Raw genomic sequence first — 22,106 nt, forward strand, 5'->3', positions numbered from 1 at the left:
ACACAGTAATTGATAAGCTGAGCCGTATCCTTCATAATTCAGTTAATTAAATATTTAATTAACTAAATAATAGTATACATAGTCAGAATATTTACGGTATTCCGGTAGAAACTTATGACCCATATTGTCAAAATTATATGTTATACAATACAAAACATTATTTTTCTTTACGAATATTATTTTAATTTATATAGTTAATTTTGTCAATATATACGTATATATTATGCTAATTTTGTATTAATATTCGATTATATTAAGTATTAATTTCTCTTATCCAGATTATAATTATATTCTTTACATTTTTGAAAAATATATGATATTTTAATACAATTTATTTATAGTTGAAATACAAAGCTTAGTCTAAGATTATATTATAACAAATTGATAAATTTTTTATTAAAAAATAAAGTGAAGGATTTAGCTATATGTTATAAAAGTTATGGAAAATTAAAATTATTGTAAGTCATATAATCAATGAATAGCCTTTTGATAAAATGTGTTTACCTTCATTATGATATAATAAATTATGGAGGTGAATATAAAAATGGGTATTATTATTAAGCCAAAACAATTTTATATGACTATCATAGCTACAATAATTCTCTACTTTACTCTTAACTATAGCTTTAATATAAAATTTTCTATATGCTTATCTTTTTTAACCATCTTAATATGGGCTGTAGACTCTGTTGAAAAAACTGTAGTTGCATTATTTTTCGTAATTTTATCATTTATTTTTAACATCGCACCATTAAATGTAATTTTACAATTTTTATTTACAGAAAATTTTTATATAATAGTACTTGCCTACATAATTACTAATGCAGTTACAAAAACAGGAGTTGCTAGGATTATTTCTGAAAAATTAATTTTAAATATTGTTAATACACCTAAAAAAATGATTCTTTTATCATATATTTTGGGTATATTGTTAATATTTTTTATTCCACAACCATTCCCAAGGGTCATTCTAGTATCAGCTTTTTACAAAGAATTTTTAAAAGAACAAAAAATAACTGAAGATTCAAAATCTATACTTTTATTTAGTATATTTACAGCATCTACCTTTACATCAATGTTTTTTATAAATGGAGATACTCTTTTGAACTATGTTGTACTAGAACTTGGAAACTGCAATATAAATTGGGGGCAATGGGCTCTTTATATGTCTGTTCCAACTATAATTACTTGTTTTGTAACTTATTTTTTATTTATTTTTATCTTTAAAAAAGAATTATCTTCAATAGAATTTGTCTCTAATAAAAATCTTGATTCTAATAAATTTCAACTTTCATATTCTAATTTTAAAAAGGAGTTTAATTCATTAAATAAAGAACAAAAATACACTTTTTTATGCCTAGGAATAATGTTTTTTATGTTTTTAACCCAGTTTATACATAACATAAACACTCTAATCATAATGTCAATTTGTGTACTTCTTTTATTATTAAGAAGAATAATTGGATTCAATACTTTAAAAGAAATAAATTGGAAAGTCCTTATTTTTTTCGTAGCAGCATTTTCGATTGGAGGAGTATTAAAATACTCTGGAGTTGTAGATATAATGGGAAATTATTTGATAAAGTTTATACCAAATTCTTCAGAAATTATTTCAATATTGTTTTTAATAACTCTAACAATAATATTAAATATATGTCTTGGTAGTGCAGTTACCACATCATCTGTGGTAATACCATTACTTGGCAGTTTACATATACTAAAAGAAAATAGTATTACTTTATGCCTATTTGTCTACATAATAGTAAGTATACAATATATACTACCATTCCATCATGCAACAATAATGGTTGGACATGGTGAAAATTTGTATAATAGCAAAGTTATTTTTAAGTATGGTTTAACTTTAATTCCTTTAACTTATTTTATAATACTATGTGTAACATTCCCTTGGTGGAGATTCATAGGTTTAGAAATCTAAAAAAGATGAAAATATGAATTATCTTAAAATAATAGCTTAAATTATTAAAAAAAATTCATATTTTCATCTTTATGATATAAGTCTACTTATATAATTAGACCTAAAACCACTTTTTAAGTATAATACTAAATATTATTTGTTTTACTACCTTTTCCAAAAGTATTCTCCCAGTCTTCTATAAACTTCTCTACACTCCATTCTGTCAATGGATGACTCATCATAGCCTTACAAATATCATATGGTACTGTAACACTATGTACTCCATGTTTCATTAATTCTATAACTTGTTGTGCATTTTTAAAACTGGCAGCAAGTACTTTTGTGTCCATTTTATATGTATCTATTATTTTTATAAGCTCTGAAACCATAGATACTCCATCACCAGATATGTTATCAAGTCTATTTACATAAGGTGCAATATAATTTGCTCCAGCTTTTGCAGCTAAAAAGCCTTGATGTGCTGTAAATATTGCAGTAGCAGTTATTTTTATTCCTTTTTTATGAAGGTCTTTTATAGCTCTTAAACCATCTTGTGTTACAGGTATTTTCACATATATATTTCTTCTCAAACTACTTATATATAATGCCTCTTCTAATATTTCTTCATACTTTTTGCTTAACACTTGAGCATGTATAGGCATATCCTCACCTATAATTTCACCAATCTCATTTATAAGTTGCTTAAAATTCTTTTTCTCTTTTGAGACAATACTTGGATTTGTAGTTACACCATCTATTGGTAAGCAAGTACATAATTCCTTAATCTCCTCTACATTCCCTGTATCTAAGATTAATTGCATTAAAATATCCCCCTTTAATTTTTATTTATTCTTAATTTATTCTTATTATATATTGATTTGGTATTATTTTCAATGGTTTTATTATTGTTTTTTCTTTTTTATTATTGTTTGTTTTTTCTTTTTAATTTTATAAATTCTTTATTTATTAAATTCTAAATATATACTTAACAAAAATATACTTTTTATATTAAATTAATTTTGTATTCCATGTTAAAATAGTTGATATATGGTATTTTATCTTATAATATTTACTATAATACTACATTAGGAAAAGAGGTAAAAAATGTTTGCAGAAGAAAGGATTCAAGCTATATTAAATATCCTAAAAAAAGAAGGTAGAGTTACTGTAAAAGAGCTCAGTTCTAAATTTAATGTTACAGAAGATTGTATAAGAAAAGACTTAAAAAATATAGAAAAAATCTCTTCGATACGAAGAATTTATGGCGGAGCTGTATTAGCTAGAGAAACCCTAGAAAACCAAGATACAAAAGATAGAAAAGAAATCAACATTCCAACAAAGAAAATAATAGCAGAAAAAGCATTTAATCTAATTACAGACAGAGAAACTATATTTTTAGATATCTCTACAATTAATATTTTACTGGCAAAACTTCTAGCTGAAAGCAATAAAAAGGTGACACTTGTAACAAATATGTTGGATATACTAAATGTAGTTACTTCAAGGCCAAATAATTTAAATATAATTTCTACTGGAGGTTTATTAAATCTTAGTCTAGATGGCTTTGTTGGTACTCCAACTATAGATTTTATATCAAAATATAAATTTGACAAGACTTTTATGGGTAGTTGTGGCGTAGATGTATTTAACTCTTCACTTACAACTTTCGAAATTGAAGATGGGCTTACAAAAAAAGCTATAATAAATTCAAGTAAGAAAGTATTTATAGTTATGGAAGATAAAAAATTTAAATTTGATGGAAACTTCAAATTTGCTCATTTAGAAGATATTAGCTCTATAATTACAGAAAGGCCTCCTACTCCTGACATAGTGAATACTTTATCCGAATTTAATGTAAATGTTTTATAAACTCAATTATACATTTTATAAATTCACTTATAAATATAAATTATCATTTTGTAAAGAGTCTTAAAAAACTTAATTCTCTAATAATCATTTTACAATTGAATTTAATGCTTAAAATAAACTTGAAACAGACTTTCTAAATCTAATACAGTTATTTTTAGAAAGTCTATTTCTTTAACCAAACAATTTAATTTTACTATCCACTATATATAAATCTTATTTCATTTCATCTTTCATTTGCTTTTCTATTTCTTTAGCAAATTTTTTTTGCTCGTATCTTTCCATCATTTCGTCTTTTTTCATCTCTAAATTTACCATAGCACCTTGTGCATCATCTTTTAAATCTTCAGCAGTATTCTTCATTACATAAGCTGTCTTTTTAACACCTTCTTTTATATCTTCTTTCATATTTTTCATATCCCTTTTTAATCTATCCATCAAAACTACCTCCTCTGTAAATATAATATTTCCTATATTTATTTTTCCCAAAGTGCATATATTTATTTGTAATATCACTTATAAATTTTAAGTAATTAAATGTAATTTAATAGTACCTAAATACATAAATTTCAATAGATTAAATATTTTTTGTTTCAAAGTAAAAATAACATCAAGCATAAACTATATGCTAGATGTTATTTTTTAAATTCACAATAACTTAATTGTTGGGATTACTATAATGATGAATTATATGGAGGATGTAATGGAATTTCATCATTATAGCTTGGTGTATTTTATGGTTTAAAACTCTTTTATTTATATTTATATAATACATTTTTAGTATGAATTTTTTGTGATTTTAAAATGAACTATTATTGAAACTTATATATTATTTATATAAACAAATCAATTTTTAAATTCAACTGTAAATACTACAGAATTCTCTTTATTTTTTATACTGTAATCAAATCCATGACTTTTAAAAATTTGACTGACTATATAAAGTCCAAGTCCACTTCCTCCAGTTTTTCGTGAACGAGATTTTTCTATTCTATAAAATGGATTAAATATTTCTTCTAAATAACGTTTCTCTATAGTTACACCAGTATTTTCAATTTCTAAAACTACCCTTTGATTAGAGGTCTTTTTATTTACACGTTTATTTTTATCATAAAGTCTAATTATAAGCTCTGAACCTTCAGGAGAATATTTTATGGCATTATTTATTATATTATTAATTGCCTTAGTTATCCTCTCTTGGTCAGCTTTGACTTCTAGATTTTCCTCTATTTTTAAAATAGTTTTCATATGTTTTTCTTCTATTAAAAATACTTGTCTTTTTACCAGTCTATTTAAAAGTTCACTTATATTTATTGATACCAGTTTCAAATCTTTTTCAAGTATCTCTGATTTTGAAACCTCTATCATTTCATTTACTAAATCCTTTAGTTCCTGTGTACATTCATATGACTTTTTCAGATAAGTATCTCTATCTTTATACTTACCTACACTGTAAATCATACCTTCAATTTGACCACTTATTATGGTTATTGGAGTTTTTAGTTCATGTGATATTGTGGCCACAAAGTCCTTCCTTCTATATTCTTGTTCTCTCTCACTCTCTATTATATTTATAAGGGGCTTTGTTATTACAATCGAATATATATAGGCTCCAATAATTGCTATTAATATCGCTATTGATATGATGTATGGCATTAACTTTCTTATAACTTCATTTGCTTCATCAATTGGTTGTAATGGCATAACGAGTTCCAAAGTATATGGCCCATCTTTTGCATCTTTAGTATATATAGGTATAGATGTTCTATATTCATCCTCAATACTATTAATCATGTACTTACTGTATCTTAAAATAACTACTTCATTTTTACCATATACAATTTTTCCTTGACTATCTTTTAATAAAATAGCAAGATTTTGGTCTTTAGCCATATAATAAAGTCTTTCTTCTAGAGTATATGTATCAAAATGAATTGAACTATCTACTAAAGATTTTAAACTTTCTTGAAGAGACTCAATTTTATACTCATGATAATATGATGGCAATAAAAAATATAAAATTAGATATATTATTAAAGCTAATGCTATTAATAATGATGTTGTTATCGAAAATAACTTATACTTTATACTTAACTTTTCCCACTTATCAAATATCCTTCTCAAGTGTATATCCTATCCCTTTTACAGTTTTAATATATGGTAATGATATTTTTTTTCTTATATTTTTTATATGTGCATCTACAATCCTAGTATCTCCATAATAGTCATAACCCCATATACTATCTAAAAGACCTTCTCTAGTTATAACCTGTGGATACTTTTCTATTAGAGCTTTCAGTATATTAAACTCTTTTAGTGTAAGTTCTATAGGTTCTCCATCTATCTCAGCTATATATGTGTTCAAATCAAGCTTTAATTTTTCAAAAACTATAAATTTATCATTTATAGTTTTGTTACTTCTTCTCAAAATAGCTTCTACTCTTTTTATAAGAAGATTAAATGAAAATGGCTTTGTTATATAGTCATCACATTCTAAATCAAATCCTTTAAGTTGGTCCCCTTCATCATTCAAAGCAGTCAAAAATATAATTGGAACACTTGATGATTTTCTTATCATTTTACAAACTCCATAACCATCCAGATTTGGCATCATTATATCTAATATAACTAAATCATAACTTCCTTGTTTAAATTTTTGTATACCTTCCAACCCATCATTGGCTGTATCAACTTGATAACCTTCTGCACTTAAAAATTCTGATATTAATTCTTGTATATTTGAATCATCTTCAATTACAAGTATTGACGAGTTCATTCTATCAATCCTTTCTATTTTATTTAAAATTTCCTATGTTACTTATATTTTATATCATTGTTGTGAATTTTACATGAAAAAAGAACTATCTTAATTTGTAAATTAATTCTTTTAATTTAAAGATAGCCCTTTTTTATACATTTTATTTAACTTATTAATCTAATTTTTTTTATATGCTTTGAAATTTTTAAGTCTAAGTGCATTTGAAACAACTGAAACTGAACTTAAACTCATGGCTGCTGCTGCAATCATAGGATTTAATAGAGGTCCTCCAAATATATACAATAATCCTGCTGCTACAGGTATACCAATTGTATTGTACCCAAATGCCCAAAATAGATTTTGTTTTATATTTTTTATAGTCTCATGGCTAAGTTTAATTGCTGTTGGAACATCCATCAAGTCACTTTTCATAAGTACTATATCTGCAGATTCGATTGCTACATCAGTTCCACTTCCTATTGCTATACCTATATCTGCCTTTGCAAGAGCTGGAGCATCATTTATTCCATCTCCTACCATTGCAACGAATTTGCCTTGATTTTGCAGTTTTTCAACTTCTTTAGACTTATCTTCTGGTAATACTTCTGCTAAGACCATATCTATACCTACTTGTGTTGCTATAGCATTTGCAGTTTTTACATTGTCTCCAGTTACCATTGCAACTTTTATTCCCATATCATGAAGAATTTCTATTGCTTTTTTACTACTTTCTTTAACTACATCTGCTACTGCAATTATTCCTGCCAATTTTCCATCTACAGCTATATACATAGGTGTTTTACCTTGACTTGCCAATGTATTAGATTTTTCTTCTAAATCTTCAAGGGTAATATTATTGTCATTCATAAGTTTTTTATTTCCAAGTAATATATTTTCATCATTTATAATAACTTGTATACCAGCACCTGGTATAGCTTTAAAGTTATCAACTTTTTCTAATTTTATATTCTCTTCTTCTCCATATCTTACTATGGCTTCCCCAAGAGGATGTTCTGAACCCTTTTCTGCACTTGAAGCAATCTTAATAAGATATTCTTCTTCTACATTATTTAATACAATATCTGTTACCTTTGGTTTTCCTTCTGTTATTGTTCCTGTTTTATCAAATATTACTGTATTTACTTTATGTGCAGATTCTAATGCTTCTCCACCTTTTATCAATATACCATTTTCTGCACCTTTTCCTGTTCCAACCATTATAGCAGTTGGTGTTGCTAATCCTAGTGCACAAGGACAAGCAATTACAAGTACTGATATAAAGATAGTAAGTACAAATACTATATCTTTTCCACCTACTAAAAACCACAGTAATGATGCTACTACTGCTATTGCAATTACTATTGGTACAAAATATCCAGACACCGTATCTGCAAGTTTAGCAATAGGTGCCTTTGTACCTTGAGCATCTTCAACTAATTTTATTATTTGAGCAAGAGCTGTGTCTCCACCGATTTTTTCAGCCTTAAACCTAATAACTCCATTTTTATTTATACTAGCTCCTGTAACTTTACTTCCAACATTCTTTTCTACTGGTATACTTTCTCCAGTAAGCATAGATTCATCAACTGATGTATATCCCTCTATTACAACACCATCTACTGGTATCTTAGTCCCTGGCTTTACTAATATTATATCTCCAATCCCTACTTCTTCTATAGGAGTCTCTACTTCTTTACCATCAACTAATACTATTGCAGTTTTTGGTTGTAATCCCATAAGTTTTTTAATTGCTTCTGATGTTTTTCCTTTTGATTTTGATTCTAAATACTTACCAAGTAAAATAAGTGCTATTATTATTCCTGCACTTTCATAATATAACTGATGGTGGTGCATACCTTGAATTTGTCCATTTGCTATTTGTATTGTTGTGTATAAGCTATACAAAAATGCTGCTAATGTACCAATTGCAACTAAAGAATCCATATTAGGACTTAAAGAAAAAAGTGCTTTAAATCCATTTATATAAAATTTATAGCCAGCTATCATTACTGGTATTACTAAAATCAGCTGAATTAATGCATAATTTAAAGTATTCGTCATAGGATTTATAATCTCTGGCAAAGGCCATGGTCCTATAGGTTTTATTATCATAGGTCCCATTGCTATATAAAACAATGGCACTGCAAATACTATTGCAACTATAAATTTAAAAAATAAAGACTTCATTTCTTTTTCTTTTCTTAATTTGTCTTCATCTACATCGACCTTATCTCTTACCTCTTCTATTGGTTTATATCCAGCTTTTTCAATAGCTGCTTTTATTTGAGACAATTTTACCTTTGATGGATTATAGTCTATATTAGCTTTATCTGTTGCTATATTTACACTAATGCTATCTACTCCATCTAATTTTTTTACTACTCTCTCTACTGCTTTTGCACAAGCTGCGCATGTCATTCCATCAATTTTCATATCAATTTTTTTATTACTTTCTTCCTTTATAATTCCATATCCAGCTTTTTCTACAACCTGTTTTATATCATCAAAACTAACTTTAGAACTATCATATTCTATTTTAAGTTTTTCAGTAGCTATATTTACGCTTTGGTCATATACTCCATCCATTTTTTTGGTTACTCTTTCCACTGCCTTTGCACAAGCTGCACATGTCATACCTGTAATTTTATAACTTTCTACTACTTTATTTGAACTCATAATAAATCCGTCCTTTCTTTTAACGTATTTTCAAGCAATTTATAATTTTGTACTTTGATATGTAATCTTGATAAATTATTTATTTAGAAATCTATATTTTTATTATACCCCCTATAGGTATATTTAATCAATATTTTTTTAAAATTTTTTATAAATAAATTTATTAGTTATATTTATTTGTATTTACTAGAAAAGTATACTCATAATTAAATATATAAATAAAAATAGAGTATATAAATTGTTTAATCTTTGTACAATTTATATACTCTATTTATTATAATTTATATTCTATTTATAATTTATTCCTTACATGCTTCGAAGAATTCTGCTTCTGTTTCTTTTATTTCAAGCTCATTATCTATTATCCCAACAGCTTCTTTTTTAAATGCTCTACATTGACCTATACAACCAGTCTTCACATTTTCTTCTCCCACTAAAGTTTTTAACTTATTTACATCCACATTTGAACAGTTTGGACATACTCTTATCATATTTAAGTTCCTCCTAATTAATGTCTAATTAATAAGTGTATACCCAAATATAAAATTTATAAAAATATTTTTTGTTATAAATTTTTTCCATATATACCATTTTTTTCATATTATCAACATTATATAGATATTTTGTATATTATTATTACATGTATGGTGGTATCTGTTGTTTTCCAACTATTTCTAATTCTTTAATTTCCAAAGATTTAATCACATTTACTTTATAGTTTTCTTTTGATTTTATATATAGAACATCTTCTGTCTTCTTGCCTTCAATAAATTTATGAGACCATTCTAGTAACTCATCAAAATTACAAATCTCTTCTTTTAAGAAAGTGTCACTTTCGCTAGCAAAATATTTAATTATTATTTTTGTTACTTCCAACATATATCACCCTTTGCTTTTTATTAATATTTTCATTTATAAAGTTATTATTTGTCTAAAAAAAATTTTTAAACAGGATAAATTTTTATATATAAAACTAGCATTTTTGTTCAATTTGAGCTATATTAATACATTTTAATCTATTTCTCCTTGTACCTAATAATATATTGTGATATAATTAGTAAGTTATTTTAATCGAAGGGAGCAACAAATATGTCACAAAAACATAAAATTATAAATATCGCAGTTATAGCCCACGTTGATGCTGGAAAGTCAACATTGGTTGATGCGTTCCTTTCTCAAAGTGGTGTTTTTAGAAAGAATGAAGTAGTGAAAGACTGCGTTATGGACAGTAACGACCTTGAAAAAGAAAGAGGCATAACTATATATTCAAAAAACTGTGCAATAAACTATGAAGATTACAAAATAAATATAGTTGATACTCCAGGACACAGCGACTTCTCTTCTGAAGTTGAACGTGTTATGAAAACTGTTGACACAGTTATTTTATTAGTTGATGCTAGTGAAGGCCCAATGCCTCAAACTAGATTCGTTTTACAAAAATCTTTAGAGTTCGGTTTAAAACCAATATTATTTATAAACAAGATTGATAAAAAAGACCAAAGAGCGGAAGAAGTAGTTAATGAAGTTTTCGATTTATTTGTAGACTTAAATGCAACAGATGAACAATGTGAATTCCCTATAATATATGGTATAGCTAAGCAAGGTATAGCTAAACTTGAAATGGATGATGATAGTGAAGACCTTTCTCCTCTATTTAAAACTATTGTAAATCATGTTGAAGCTTATCCTGATTACGACAATGAACCTCTACAGTTCCAAATATCAGCCCTTGCATATGATGATTATGTAGGTAGACTTGGTATAGGTAGAATTTACAAAGGTACTCTTAAAAGCAATACACAAGTTGCTATATGTAGAGAAGATTCTATTGTATCTAAAGGAAAAGTATCAAAACTTTCTGTATATGAAGGTTTAAAACAAGTTGAAGTTGATGAAGCTACTAGTGGAGAAATAGTAGTTATATCTGGTATCCCAGATATATCTATAGGAGAAACACTATGTGATTTAGATAATCCACTACCTATGGAGATGATAAGAATAGAAGAACCTACTCTTTCAATGAACTTCTTAGTAAATGACTCTCCATTTGTTGGAAAAAGTGGAAAATTTGTTACAACTAGACATTTAAAAGATAGACTTGAAAAAGAACTTGAAGTAAATGTTGGGCTTAAAGTTGAACCACTTGAAACTACTGATGGATATAAAGTTTCTGGACGTGGAGAACTTCACTTATCTATACTACTTGAAAACATGAGACGTGAAGGTTATGAAATTGGTGTTTCTAAGCCTGAAGTTTTAATGCATAAAGAAGATGGAAAACTAATGGAACCAGTAGAAAGAGTTGTTGTAAACTGTCCTGAAGTTTATTCTGGTACTATTATAAACGAATTGAATTTAAGAAAAGGTATGATGGAATCTATGTCAATAGAAGGAGACTATGTAAAAATAGAATTCTTGGCACCTACTCGTGGTCTTTTAGGATATAGAAGTGAATTTATAAATGCTACTCGTGGAGAAGGTACTTTAGTTCGTTCATTTGAAAAATTTGAAGAATTCAAAGGAGAAATACCTTCAAGAGGAAATGGTGTCTTAATAGCACAAGGACCAGGTGTTACTATGGGTTACTCTCTTAATGCTTTAAGTGATAGAGCTGTAATGTTTGTAGACCCTGGTGTAGAAGTTTATGAAGGTATGATAATCGGTATGAATTCTAGAAAGGATGACATGGTAGTCAATCCTTGTAAAAATAAGAAAATGAGTAACGTACGTGCTTCTGGTTCAGATGATGCTATAAAATTATCTCCTCCTAGAATATTTACTCTTGAAGAAGCTCTAGAATTTATAGAAGATGATGAATTAGTTGAAATCACACCTGATTCTATAAGACTTAGAAAAAGATTCTTAAATGAACATGATAGATTAAGATATAATAAATCTAGACAAGGTAAATAAAGCATATATTTATCTCTAGTCGATAAAATAGCCATAAATACTAAAAGACATCTTTCAGTATTTATGGCTATTTTTATTTTAAATTTATATTATTCAATATTTATATAATTAGCAGCTTGAACAGCTGCAATTGCTCCATCTGATGCTGCCGTTATTATTTGGCGTAAAAATTTAGTTCTACTATCTCCTGCTACATACACACCTTCCACTGATGTTGTGCAAGATTCGTCTGAGACTATATATCCACCTTCATCCAAGTCAAGAACATTTTCAAATATTTTATTATTAGGTTTAAGACCTATTGCAATGAAAATACCACTAACATTTATGCTTCTTTTCTCTTCAGTTTTTAAATTCTTTACTTCTATTTTTGATACAGTATTTTCTCCTTCTATCTTTTCTACACCATGACTATAAAGTATCTCAATATTTTTTCTTGCCTTTACAGATTTTTCTAATACTTCTTCACCTCTAAAACTATCTCTTCTATGAATTAAATACACCTTTGTACAGTTGTTAGCTAAAAATAAAGCATCTTCTAAAGCAGTATTTCCTCCACCTACTATGGCTACTTCCTTATCTTTAAAAAATGCTCCATCGCATGTAGCACAATAAGATACTCCTCTACCTGTAAATTTTTCTTCTCCCTCACAGCCCAGTTTACGTCTTTCAACTCCATTTGCAAGAATGACAGCCTTTGCTTTATGCTCACCCGAAGATGTCTTTATAACCTTTATTTTTCCTTCTAGATTTATTTCTTCAACCTCATCAAACTGAATATCAACACCTTGAGCAATAGCTTGATTATATATATTATTAGAAAATTCTACCCCAGAAATCTTTTGAACTGCTGGATAATTTTCTACTTCAGATGTACTTGCAACTTGACCTCCATAAATACTTTTTTCAAATACTGTTACACTTAATCCTGCTCTCATAGCATAAATTGCTGAAGTTAAACCTGCTGGTCCAGCACCAATTACAATAATATCTACCATAACGTTTTACCTCTCTTTATATTATTATTTCTTTTATATTATTCTCATTATTCTTATACTTTACTATTATTATCCATATATACTATAAACAAAACATTATTTTTTATTAGTGGATAAAAAATATTGGTTTAAAAGTTGATTACTATACTAACATATCATTATAAAAATTTTAATAAAGCTTTATTTCGATATAAGGATTATTTTCTATTAGTTAACTTTATTTTACATATATATAAAAAAACTGCAAATAAAATTAACTTTTATTTACAGTTCTTACTTATTTATATAATTTAAAACCTTATTGGTTATCATTTACAGTGTCTTCTAATATATTGTTTTCTGATATATATGATAGAATTGAAAGTCCATACATAACCAAAACTAATGCTGCTGTTATAAGTACTATTCCCATATTTAATACCTCCTTTTGTTTACAGTATACTATTATTATGTGAAATACTTGTGAATTTAATTTGAATATAGCTGTAATTTTATATTAACAATTTCTTCAAATTAAATATCTCTAATTATATACTTTTATTAAGTCAATTACGATTAACAGTTTAAATATTAACATTTTTCACTTATATTTATATCATATACCATATAATTACATTTTTCAAATTAAAGTTTTGTAAACTTTTTTTGTAATATAGTGTAGTATAAAACTGTAATATTACAGAGATGTAACTCTTCTCTTCTGATTAATCATATTAAAAATAGCTTCATTACTATGAAAATACAAATTCCTAAGAATTTTAAAAAGTTAAAAAAATATTTTTATATTACTCAATTTGATTACAATTTTTTTACAATTTAAAAAATATTTTTTCCAAATTTTTATATTAATACTTGACTTTGTCTGTTTTATAATCTAGAATAATTAATAATATTAAGAATATTGAAAGGCTTTGATTAGGAAGAGTAAATCTGAATCGGTTACCAGAGAAGGAAACTATTAGCTGAAATGTTTCCCTAATTAGAAAGATTGAAAACTACCTATGAGCTTCTATCTGAAGTTATCTTAATGATTTTAGTAGGAATAGACGTTTTTATTACTTACGTTAAAGTATCAAGTGGATTTTTTAAAATCAATTTGGGTGGAACCGCGGGAAACAGATTCTCGTCCCTTTTTTAGGGATGAGGGTCTTTTTTTATTACCTTAATTCAGTTTTTAAAATATTCTGTACTCAACTTAATTAGCTAATTAAAAATTTTAAATATATGGAGGGTTATAGAAATGTATTATTCAAGTACAAGAGGCACCAAAGAAAAAGTAACTGCATCACAAGCAATAATAAAGGGGATCTCAAATGATGGTGGTCTTTATGTCCCAAGTAAATTTCCAAATGTTAAAAATGAACTTATAGATTTAATGAATTTAACATATTCTCAGATAGCATTTTTTGTGCTTAGTAAATTTTTATGTGATTTTACTGAAGATGAGATTAAAGATTGTATAGAAAATGCATATGATGAAAAGTTCGATTGTGCTAGTATAGCTCCATTAAACAAAATAAATGATGCTTATTTCTTGGAATTATATCATGGACCAACTTTAGCATTTAAAGACATGGCACTTACTATAATGCCTCATCTTCTTAAAACATCTATTAAAAAAGATAATTTAGAAAAAGATGTTGTGATTCTTACTGCTACATCTGGAGATACAGGAAAGGCAGCACTTGAGGGATTTAAAGATATTGATAAGATAAAGATAATTGTATTCTTCCCAGAAGATGGTGTAAGTGCAGTACAAAAGCTTCAAATGAAGACTCAGACTGGAAAAAATACATATGTAGTTGGTATAAAAGGAAATTTTGACGATGCACAATCTGGTGTAAAGAAAATTTTTTCTGATAAAGAGTTTAATCAAAAACTATTAGATAGTAACTATATACTATCTTCTGCTAATTCAATTAATATAGGAAGACTTCTTCCTCAAGTTGCATATTATTTTTATTCATATATGAAATTAGTTGATAAAAGTGAGATAAAGTTAAATGATAAAATAAATTTTGTTGTACCAACTGGTAATTTTGGTAATATTTTAGCTGGATATTATGCAAAACAAATGGGACTTCCAATAAATAAATTGATATGTGCATCAAATGATAATAATGTTCTTTATGATTTCTTTAAAACTGGTACTTATGATAAAAATAGAACATTAAAATTAACTTCTTCTCCTTCTATGGATATATTAATATCTAGTAATTTAGAAAGATTATTGTTTGAGATATCAAATAGAAATACTGATATTGTAAATAAACTATTATCTGACCTTAATGATAATGGAGTCTACAAAATAAATGAAGAAATGGAAAAAAATCTATCTTCATTTTATGGAGAATATTCAAATGAAGAAGAAGTTAAAGAAACAATAAATAATGTATTTAAAAATTATAACTATTTGATGGATACTCACACTGCTGTTGCATACAATTGTTATGAAAAATACAAAAAAGAAACTTCTGACAATACAAAAACTGTTATTATAAGTACTGCAAGTCCATTCAAGTTTTCTGAAGATGTTCTAAAATCTATAGATTGTGATTTTGAAAACCTTGATGACTTTGCTATAATTGATAGATTGTCAAGTATTTCTAAAACGGATATACCAAAACCTATTAGAAATCTTAAAAATGCAGAAATACTACATAAAGATATTTGTGAAAAAGATGAATTAAAACTAGCTATAAAAAAATTCTTGAAAGTATAGGTGATTGTTATGTTAGAGATTATAGTTCCTGCAACAAGTGCTAATATCGGTCCAGGATTTGATTGTCTTGGAATTGCATTAAATATATATAATAAATTTTATATTGAAGAAATTGAAAATGGTCTTGAAATAGAAGGTTGTGAAGATGCTTATAAAAACGAAAATAACTTAGTTTATACGTCTATGAAGTATTTTTTTGATAGAGTTAAACCAGATAAAATTCCTACTGGTGTAAAAATTAAAATCCAAAGTGAAATACCTATCTGTAGAGGCCTTGGTAGTAGTGCATCTTGTATAGTAGCTGGTGTTATAGCTGCAAATGCTCTATCAAATGCTAACTTGGACAAATGTCAATTGCTAAATATAGCATCAGAAATAGAAGGTCATCCAGATAATGTTGCTCCTGCGATTTTAGGAAATATGATTGTCTCTGTGACTGATAATGAAAATATACATTATGATATTATAGAAATTCCTAATGAACTTAAATTTTGTGCAATGATACCTAATTTTAAGTTATCAACTGAAAAAGCTAGAGGTGTTTTACCAAAGGAAATACCATACTCTGATGGTGTATTCAATGTTAGTAGAGTTGCCTTACTTGTATCAGCTCTACTAAACAAAAACTTTGACCTTCTTAAAGTGGCTTGTCAAGATAAATTACATCAAGATTATAGAGGAACTCTAATTGAAAACTACAGTGATATTGTTGAAAAATCTGAGCAATTAAATAGTATTGGAGTCTTTTTAAGTGGAGCCGGCCCTACTATAATGTCTTTGATAAAAGAAAATGATGATAATTTTGTGGATAATATGAAAATCTATCTATCAAAATTAAAATCTGACTGGGAAATAAAAGAGTTATGTTGTGATTCTAATGGAGCCGTTTTAAATATTATATAATTATCGTCTCATCTATAAAATATAACTACTCTTTTATTATAATTTGTAGTATAATAATTAGGACTAGGTAATAATATTAAGTATTATAATCTAGTTCTTTAAACATGTTTACATTGAGGAGGGATTATCATAAAAGAGTTAATAATTAGAGATTTAGTTGCAAAAGTTCCTATAATTCAAGGTGGAATGGGCGTTGGTATATCTAGATCATCATTAGCTGGTGCGGTTGCTAAGCTTGGTGGTGTTGGTGTAATTTCTGGGGTTCAAATTGGATATGATGAGGAAGACTTTGAAACTAACACTATAAATGCAAATTTAAGAGCTATAAAAAAACATATTTCTAGAGCTAAAGAAATCTCAAATGGTGGCATTATTGGTATTAATTTCATGGTAGCTATGAAAGAATATGAAACATATGTAAAGGAAGCTGTTAAAGCTGGTGTAGACCTTATAATATCTGGAGCTGGATTACCTAATAAGTTACCATCATTAGTAAAAGGAAGTAATGTTAAAATAGCGCCTATTGTTTCAACTGCAAAAGCTGCTAATGTAATTTTAAAGATGTGGGATAGAAAAGAGAAAACTACTGCTGACTTAATAGTTGTTGAAGGTCCAAAAGCTGGTGGTCACCTTGGATACTCTAATGAGGAACTTGATAACATAGATTCTATAGACTATGATAAGGAATTTGTTGAAATCTTAAAGGTTGCAAATACTTATGGAGAAAAATTTGGCAGAAACATCCCAGTTGTTGCTGCTGGTGGTATATCATCAAGTAGTGATGTTAAAAAATATATAGACATGGGAGCAAGTGGTGTACAGGTTGGTACAAGATTTGTCGCTACTTATGAATGTGATGCACATGAGAACTTTAAAATGGCATACATAAATGCTAGTGAAGATGATGTCCATATAGTTAAAAGCCCTGTAGGTCTTCCTGGACGTGCTATAAGAAATAAATTTATAGAAGAAGTTAAGATAACTCGCCCAGAAATAAAAAAATGTTATAATTGCTTGATTCCTTGTAATCCAAAAGAAACTCCTTACTGTATTTCTCAAGCTTTAATCAATGCAGTTAAAGGAGATGTTGAAAATTCACTTTTATTTTGTGGAAATGATGCGTATAAAATTGATAAACTAAGTACTGTTGAAGATGTTATCAATGAATTGATTTCTGAGTTGTAATTTAAAGAATTATAAATTAAAATTTTATCAAGCTAAGGAGTTTAAATATGTTATTAATTAACTTTTATTAACATATTTACTTCCTTAGCTTTTTTATATGCTTCTATATGTCAATCTATTTTTTCGATTCTCCTATTCAACTCAATGTAATAGTAGTCTTATATTTAATCCTATTTTACAAGCACATTAGTTATTTCAGCTATATATAAAGTGTGATAATCCTTTTGTGGATACCATCGTCCATCTATACCTTCAGCAATAAAGCATTGAGGTTCAAGTTTCTGACTATACATTTTTTTGCATATAATAGCCATCTTTGCTTCTCTAAAATAAGGTGTATCATTTAAGTGTTCTATATTAAATCCAATTTGTGATATCTTATCCTCTTCTCTACCAGATACTTTTCCACAGTATGAAAGCTCTTTACGGAAATCTTCATCAAAAAAAGTAAGAGAAAATTTATCTGTATTATCTATAAATTCCTTAGTATAACGCTGTGGTCTTATTACTACAAAGGCAACATCTTTTCCCCACATAACTCCAAGACCTCCCCAACTAGCAGTCATGGTGTTTACTTTTCCTTCTTTTTCTGCTGTTATAAGCGTCCAGTCTTTACCTATCAATCCAAATGGATTATTTTTAATCTCTTCTGCCACGATTTCTTTAAATTCACTCATATCTCAATAACCTCTCATTCTCTTATATTTATGGTATTCTTATTTTCATTACAAATTATAAACAAAAATTACTTTTGAAAATAAAATACCTTATTTTAAATATATTATTGTAAATAAGTAAATATATAAATACACACTTATTTTTTTAATATATTTAATATTTTCACTCAGAATATATATATTATTTATTTAAGTTAAATATAACTACTGTATTTTACATGTAAATTGTGGTAAAAATATTATTTAATCAAATCAAAACTTGATTTATATACCTGGAAAAGGTATTATATTAAAGAGTGCTTAAAATACGAATTTCGTATATAGGTATATATAAAATAATAAATAAGGAGAGTGATGGGCAATGGATACTAGTCCGTTGCGGAGAGAATTTTTTGCAATCTCATCACTTAATAATATCTAAAATTAAAACTAATACATATATTCAGTTATATAAATTAGCTAATTAATAGATACTATTAAATGATGAGATTTATATAAAACTGAATAAAGGATGTGTTGCCATGATAAGATATTACAAAACTATAGATTCAAAATTAGAGAAACTTAGTTTTTTTGAAGATGGCTGTTGGATAAATCTTGTTGAACCTAATCATAGCGAAATCAACGAAATTTCTAATTTATTGAATATAGATGTAGAAAACATAGAATCTGCACTAGATGAAGAAGAACGCTCAAGAATAGATGTTGAAGACAATCATACTCTTATACTTATAGATATACCAGTAGACGAAAGTGACTCTAATTCTTCTCATTATACTACAATACCCCTAGGTATTATAATAACTAAAGAAGCTATTATAACAGTTTGTAATGCACAGACTAAGATTTTAAACGACTTTATAGTTGGTCATATTAAAGATTTTTTTACATTTAAAAAAACTCGCTTTTTGCTTCAAATTCTTCATAAAAATGCAGCTTATTACTTGCATTACTTAAGAAAAATAAATAAAATGACAATCATAATAGAGCGAGAAATTTACAAATCAATGAAAAATAGAGAATTAGTTCAGCTATTGGAATTAGAAAAGTCTTTGGTATACTTCTCTACTTCATTAAAAGCTAATGAACTGGTTTTAAACAAAATGGTTAGAACTGCTGGTATAAAGAAATATCCAGATGATGAAGACCTATTAGAAGATGTTATAGTCGAAAATAGACAGGCTCTTGATATGGCTAAAATATATGGAGATATATTGAGTAGAATTATGGATGCTTTCAGCGCAATTATAAGTAATAATCAAAATAATGTTATGCAAATTTTAACAGTAGTTACACTAATTTTCTCAATACCTACAATAATATCAGGATTTTTTGGTATGAATGTTATCAATATGCCATTTTCTAATAATCCAAATGGATTTTGGATAATTCTTCTTATTACCTCTATAATATGTATAGTGATTACATTTTTCATGTCAAGAAATAAGCTATTATAAAATATTTATAAAAAAAGCCATTAGAATTAATTGATTTCATTTATTCTAATGGCTTTTATATGTTTAAATCTATAGACTCTTATAAAATTTTTTTAGTTATCGTGTTCTTCATCTATAATCATTTCAGTTTCAAGACCTTCTAACATTGAGTCTAAACTCTCTTTTATATTTAATATATAAATTGGTACATACTCTTCTTCGTCAATTACTTCCTCTTGTAGTTTAAATGAAGGAATTAATACTTCATCAAAGTTTATATTTAAATTAGGAAAATCTTCTACTATCTCTTCACAATTGTCATATTCTTCATTAGCTAAAGAAATATACATATCTAGACTTTTTTTGTAATAAAGACCTGCAAGCATATACTCACACTTCTTACTTCCATATTTAATTCCTTCTTTATAATATTTCTCAGCTTCTAAATCATCATTTAATTTTAAATAAATTTGTCCTAAATTATATATTGACTCAACACAGCCTTGTGCCCTAGACTTCTCATACCAAAACTTAGAATTTACATAATCTTTATAGAACATATCATAAATTAATCCTACCATATGTTGAGCGTACACATTATTTTCATTAGCAGGTGTATCAAACATCATCTTAGCTTCTTCTAACTTTCCTTCTCTAAAGTAAATTCTACCTAAGTGTATACGAGCATTCATATGACTTTTACTACTTGCCATCTCAAAATATTTTCTAGCATTTTTTGTATTTCCTAGATTTTCATATATACATCCCAATCTATAGCTAGACCTAGTATCTCCATTTTCAGATGCTTTCTTATACCAAATTAGAGCTTCTTCGATATTATTTAAATCTTCATAGATATTTCCTAATTTGATTTGACAAGATGCATTATTAGGAATCCTTGAATAATACGAAATTGCTTTTTCTATATCTTGATTTTGATAATATAAATCTCCAAGATTTTCAAGTGAACTTTTACATCCAACAGCTATAGCATCTTCATAATATTTAATGGCATTTTCATAATCTTTTTCTTCAAAATATATACCTGCTAGATTATTTTTTGCCTCTGTTATGTCATCTTCTGCGGCCATTTTGTAATAAGTCTTCGCTTTTTCTATATCATTTTCCCTATTGTATAAGTTAGCAAGTCTATATTTAGAAAGCGTATGATTTTTTTCTATTGCTTTCTCATAATAGTAAATCGCATCTCCTAATTCTTCTTTTCTATCGTATACATATGCTAATCTGTATTCAGATTTCACATCTTCTCTATCTGCACTCTTTTTATAATACCTTTCTGCTTCTTCTAAATTATCATTTATTTCCATAATCATACCCAAGTTAAAGCAACCTTTCATATGACCTGATTTATACAATTGTTTATATAGACTAACTGTTGATTTATTATCTTTCTTTTTTCCATTTAATATTGCTAAATTATATTTTGCATTATCATCCAAAAGTACAGAACCTTTTTTATAATACTCATATGCCTCATCATCTTTCTCCAAAAAAGTATATAATACTCCTAAATTAAAACAAGCCTTACCTAAGTTATTGTCTGCTGCTGCTTTTAACCATTTTTCACTTCTTATAAAATCCTTCATTTTAAAATGGCATACTCCTAAATTATTTTGTGCTGGTAAATACCCTAGAGTTGCTATTTTTTCATACCAATATATAGCATACTCATAACCATCTAGTCTATAATACATATTACCCAAATCAAAAGCAGCATCCTCACTTCCACTTTTATATGCCATTGAGTACCATTTTTCGGCTTCCTTAAATTGTTTTTTACTTTCATATATATTTCCCAAAGTATATTGAGATTTTACATAATTATCTAATGCTGCACTCTTATATAATTCTATAGCACTTTCTGTCTTACCCATCTTTTCAAGAAGAGCCCCTTTAGTATGTACCACTTTCGGGTCACTAGATATATTTTTTATTTTTTTTATAGAAAATTTTGTATTTTTCATTATTAGCTACCTACCCATTTTATAAAATATAATCTCTCAAACATTATTATACATTATAATCCATAATTA

The 22,106-nt window shown here is 27.1% G+C and carries 17 protein-coding genes, 1 riboswitch and 1 other annotated feature; of the genes, 7 read left to right on the top strand and 10 right to left on the bottom strand.

The genetic code is table 11. The annotated features are described in order from the left end of the window. Positions 1 to 59 precede the first annotated feature (59 nt). A riboswitch (purine riboswitch) is annotated at positions 60 to 162 on the bottom strand. 382 nt (positions 163 to 544) lie between these two features. Then, positions 545 to 1,939, top strand: a complete 1,395-nt coding sequence (locus tag ACTG47_RS11050; protein WP_169466045.1) for an SLC13 family permease — start codon at positions 545 to 547, stop codon at positions 1,937 to 1,939. Positions 1,940 to 2,064: 125 nt separating this feature from the next. Here ACTG47_RS11050 and fsa read toward each other — a convergent pair whose 3' ends face one another. After that, positions 2,065 to 2,739, bottom strand: a complete 675-nt coding sequence (fsa, locus tag ACTG47_RS11055) for a fructose-6-phosphate aldolase (RefSeq protein WP_479924579.1) — start codon at positions 2,737 to 2,739, stop codon at positions 2,065 to 2,067. Positions 2,740 to 3,022: 283 nt separating this feature from the next. On the opposite strand from fsa, the gene ACTG47_RS11060 reads away from it, so the two are divergent. After that, a complete protein-coding gene (locus tag ACTG47_RS11060; RefSeq protein WP_479924580.1) occupies positions 3,023 to 3,787 on the top strand; it encodes a DeoR/GlpR family DNA-binding transcription regulator in 765 nt (254 codons plus the stop codon). A gap of 213 nt (positions 3,788 to 4,000) precedes the next feature. Here ACTG47_RS11060 and ACTG47_RS11065 read toward each other — a convergent pair whose 3' ends face one another. The 6 genes from ACTG47_RS11065 to ACTG47_RS11090 all read right to left on the bottom strand — a co-directional run bounded on the left by ACTG47_RS11065 (position 4,001) and on the right by ACTG47_RS11090 (position 10,097). Next, on the bottom strand, positions 4,001 to 4,222 hold the full coding sequence (locus ACTG47_RS11065) for a hypothetical protein (protein ID WP_021384971.1): 222 nt from the start codon (positions 4,220 to 4,222) through the stop codon (positions 4,001 to 4,003). Positions 4,223 to 4,630: 408 nt separating this feature from the next. After that, positions 4,631 to 5,908, bottom strand: a complete 1,278-nt coding sequence (locus ACTG47_RS11070; RefSeq protein ID WP_479924581.1) for a sensor histidine kinase — start codon at positions 5,906 to 5,908, stop codon at positions 4,631 to 4,633. After that, positions 5,892 to 6,560: a response regulator transcription factor gene (locus ACTG47_RS11075; RefSeq protein ID WP_003424455.1), complete on the bottom strand. Its 669-nt coding sequence runs from the start codon at positions 6,558 to 6,560 to the stop codon at positions 5,892 to 5,894. Before ACTG47_RS11075 ends, ACTG47_RS11070 begins: the two co-directional genes overlap by 17 nt. A 159-nt stretch (positions 6,561 to 6,719) precedes the next feature. Continuing rightward, on the bottom strand, positions 6,720 to 9,218 hold the full coding sequence (locus tag ACTG47_RS11080) for a heavy metal translocating P-type ATPase (protein ID WP_479924582.1): 2,499 nt from the start codon (positions 9,216 to 9,218) through the stop codon (positions 6,720 to 6,722). A 299-nt stretch (positions 9,219 to 9,517) separates the two neighbouring features. Continuing rightward, positions 9,518 to 9,709, bottom strand: a complete 192-nt coding sequence (locus ACTG47_RS11085) for a hypothetical protein (RefSeq protein WP_003424459.1) — start codon at positions 9,707 to 9,709, stop codon at positions 9,518 to 9,520. 145 nt (positions 9,710 to 9,854) lie between these two features. Further along, positions 9,855 to 10,097 carry a hypothetical protein gene (locus ACTG47_RS11090; RefSeq protein WP_479924583.1) on the bottom strand — a complete coding sequence of 81 codons (243 nt, stop codon included), beginning with the start codon at positions 10,095 to 10,097 and terminating at the stop codon, positions 9,855 to 9,857. Positions 10,098 to 10,307: 210 nt separating this feature from the next. On the opposite strand from ACTG47_RS11090, the gene typA reads away from it, so the two are divergent. Then, complete coding sequence (gene typA, locus ACTG47_RS11095) at positions 10,308 to 12,131, top strand: translational GTPase TypA (protein ID WP_479924584.1); 1,824 nt, start codon at positions 10,308 to 10,310, stop codon at positions 12,129 to 12,131. A gap of 89 nt (positions 12,132 to 12,220) precedes the next feature. On the opposite strand, the gene trxB is transcribed toward typA, so the two are convergent. After that, positions 12,221 to 13,129, bottom strand: a complete 909-nt coding sequence (gene trxB / locus ACTG47_RS11100) for a thioredoxin-disulfide reductase (protein WP_479924585.1) — start codon at positions 13,127 to 13,129, stop codon at positions 12,221 to 12,223. Between the two features lie 902 nt (positions 13,130 to 14,031). Beyond that, positions 14,032 to 14,263 (top strand) — a binding site (T-box leader). 106 nt (positions 14,264 to 14,369) lie between these two features. On the opposite strand from trxB, the gene thrC reads away from it, so the two are divergent. The 3 genes from thrC to ACTG47_RS11115 all read left to right on the top strand — a co-directional run bounded on the left by thrC (position 14,370) and on the right by ACTG47_RS11115 (position 17,939). Continuing rightward, positions 14,370 to 15,851 carry a threonine synthase gene (gene thrC, locus ACTG47_RS11105; RefSeq protein WP_479924586.1) on the top strand — a complete coding sequence of 494 codons (1,482 nt, stop codon included), beginning with the start codon at positions 14,370 to 14,372 and terminating at the stop codon, positions 15,849 to 15,851. Positions 15,852 to 15,860: 9 nt separating this feature from the next. After that, positions 15,861 to 16,754: a homoserine kinase gene (gene thrB / locus ACTG47_RS11110; RefSeq protein ID WP_479924587.1), complete on the top strand. Its 894-nt coding sequence runs from the start codon at positions 15,861 to 15,863 to the stop codon at positions 16,752 to 16,754. 126 nt (positions 16,755 to 16,880) lie between these two features. Next, a complete protein-coding gene (locus ACTG47_RS11115) occupies positions 16,881 to 17,939 on the top strand; it encodes an NAD(P)H-dependent flavin oxidoreductase (protein ID WP_479927081.1) in 1,059 nt (352 codons plus the stop codon). A 170-nt stretch (positions 17,940 to 18,109) separates the two neighbouring features. Here the strand turns inward: ACTG47_RS11115 and ACTG47_RS11120 are convergent, their stop codons facing one another. Then, entirely contained in the window at positions 18,110 to 18,616 is a 507-nt protein-coding gene (locus tag ACTG47_RS11120; protein ID WP_479924588.1) for a flavin reductase, read from the bottom strand. Positions 18,617 to 19,137: 521 nt separating this feature from the next. On the opposite strand from ACTG47_RS11120, the gene ACTG47_RS11125 reads away from it, so the two are divergent. Then, a complete protein-coding gene (locus ACTG47_RS11125) occupies positions 19,138 to 20,073 on the top strand; it encodes a magnesium transporter CorA family protein (RefSeq protein ID WP_479924589.1) in 936 nt (311 codons plus the stop codon). A gap of 92 nt (positions 20,074 to 20,165) precedes the next feature. Here ACTG47_RS11125 and ACTG47_RS11130 read toward each other — a convergent pair whose 3' ends face one another. Continuing rightward, entirely contained in the window at positions 20,166 to 22,037 is a 1,872-nt protein-coding gene (locus ACTG47_RS11130; protein WP_479924590.1) for a tetratricopeptide repeat protein, read from the bottom strand. Positions 22,038 to 22,106: the final 69 nt, after the last annotated feature.

The organism is Clostridioides sp. LIBA-6622, assembly GCF_056716095.1.

Excerpts from the sequence above, each read along its gene's own strand:
- ACTG47_RS11050 (WP_169466045.1), top strand. The coding sequence starts at position 545 with ATGGGTATTATTATTAAGCCAAAACAATTTTATATGACTATCATAGCT.
- fsa (WP_479924579.1), bottom strand. The coding sequence starts at position 2,739 with ATGCAATTAATCTTAGATACAGGGAATGTAGAGGAGATTAAGGAATTA.
- ACTG47_RS11060 (WP_479924580.1), top strand. The coding sequence starts at position 3,023 with ATGTTTGCAGAAGAAAGGATTCAAGCTATATTAAATATCCTAAAAAAA.
- ACTG47_RS11065 (WP_021384971.1), bottom strand. The coding sequence starts at position 4,222 with ATGGATAGATTAAAAAGGGATATGAAAAATATGAAAGAAGATATAAAA.
- ACTG47_RS11075 (WP_003424455.1), bottom strand. The coding sequence starts at position 6,560 with ATGAACTCGTCAATACTTGTAATTGAAGATGATTCAAATATACAAGAA.
- ACTG47_RS11080 (WP_479924582.1), bottom strand. The coding sequence starts at position 9,218 with ATGAGTTCAAATAAAGTAGTAGAAAGTTATAAAATTACAGGTATGACA.
- ACTG47_RS11085 (WP_003424459.1), bottom strand. The coding sequence starts at position 9,709 with ATGATAAGAGTATGTCCAAACTGTTCAAATGTGGATGTAAATAAGTTA.
- ACTG47_RS11090 (WP_479924583.1), bottom strand. The coding sequence starts at position 10,097 with ATGTTGGAAGTAACAAAAATAATAATTAAATATTTTGCTAGCGAAAGT.
- typA (WP_479924584.1), top strand. The coding sequence starts at position 10,308 with ATGTCACAAAAACATAAAATTATAAATATCGCAGTTATAGCCCACGTT.
- trxB (WP_479924585.1), bottom strand. The coding sequence starts at position 13,129 with ATGGTAGATATTATTGTAATTGGTGCTGGACCAGCAGGTTTAACTTCA.
- thrC (WP_479924586.1), top strand. The coding sequence starts at position 14,370 with ATGTATTATTCAAGTACAAGAGGCACCAAAGAAAAAGTAACTGCATCA.
- thrB (WP_479924587.1), top strand. The coding sequence starts at position 15,861 with ATGTTAGAGATTATAGTTCCTGCAACAAGTGCTAATATCGGTCCAGGA.
- ACTG47_RS11120 (WP_479924588.1), bottom strand. The coding sequence starts at position 18,616 with ATGAGTGAATTTAAAGAAATCGTGGCAGAAGAGATTAAAAATAATCCA.
- ACTG47_RS11125 (WP_479924589.1), top strand. The coding sequence starts at position 19,138 with ATGATAAGATATTACAAAACTATAGATTCAAAATTAGAGAAACTTAGT.
- ACTG47_RS11130 (WP_479924590.1), bottom strand. The coding sequence starts at position 22,037 with ATGAAAAATACAAAATTTTCTATAAAAAAAATAAAAAATATATCTAGT.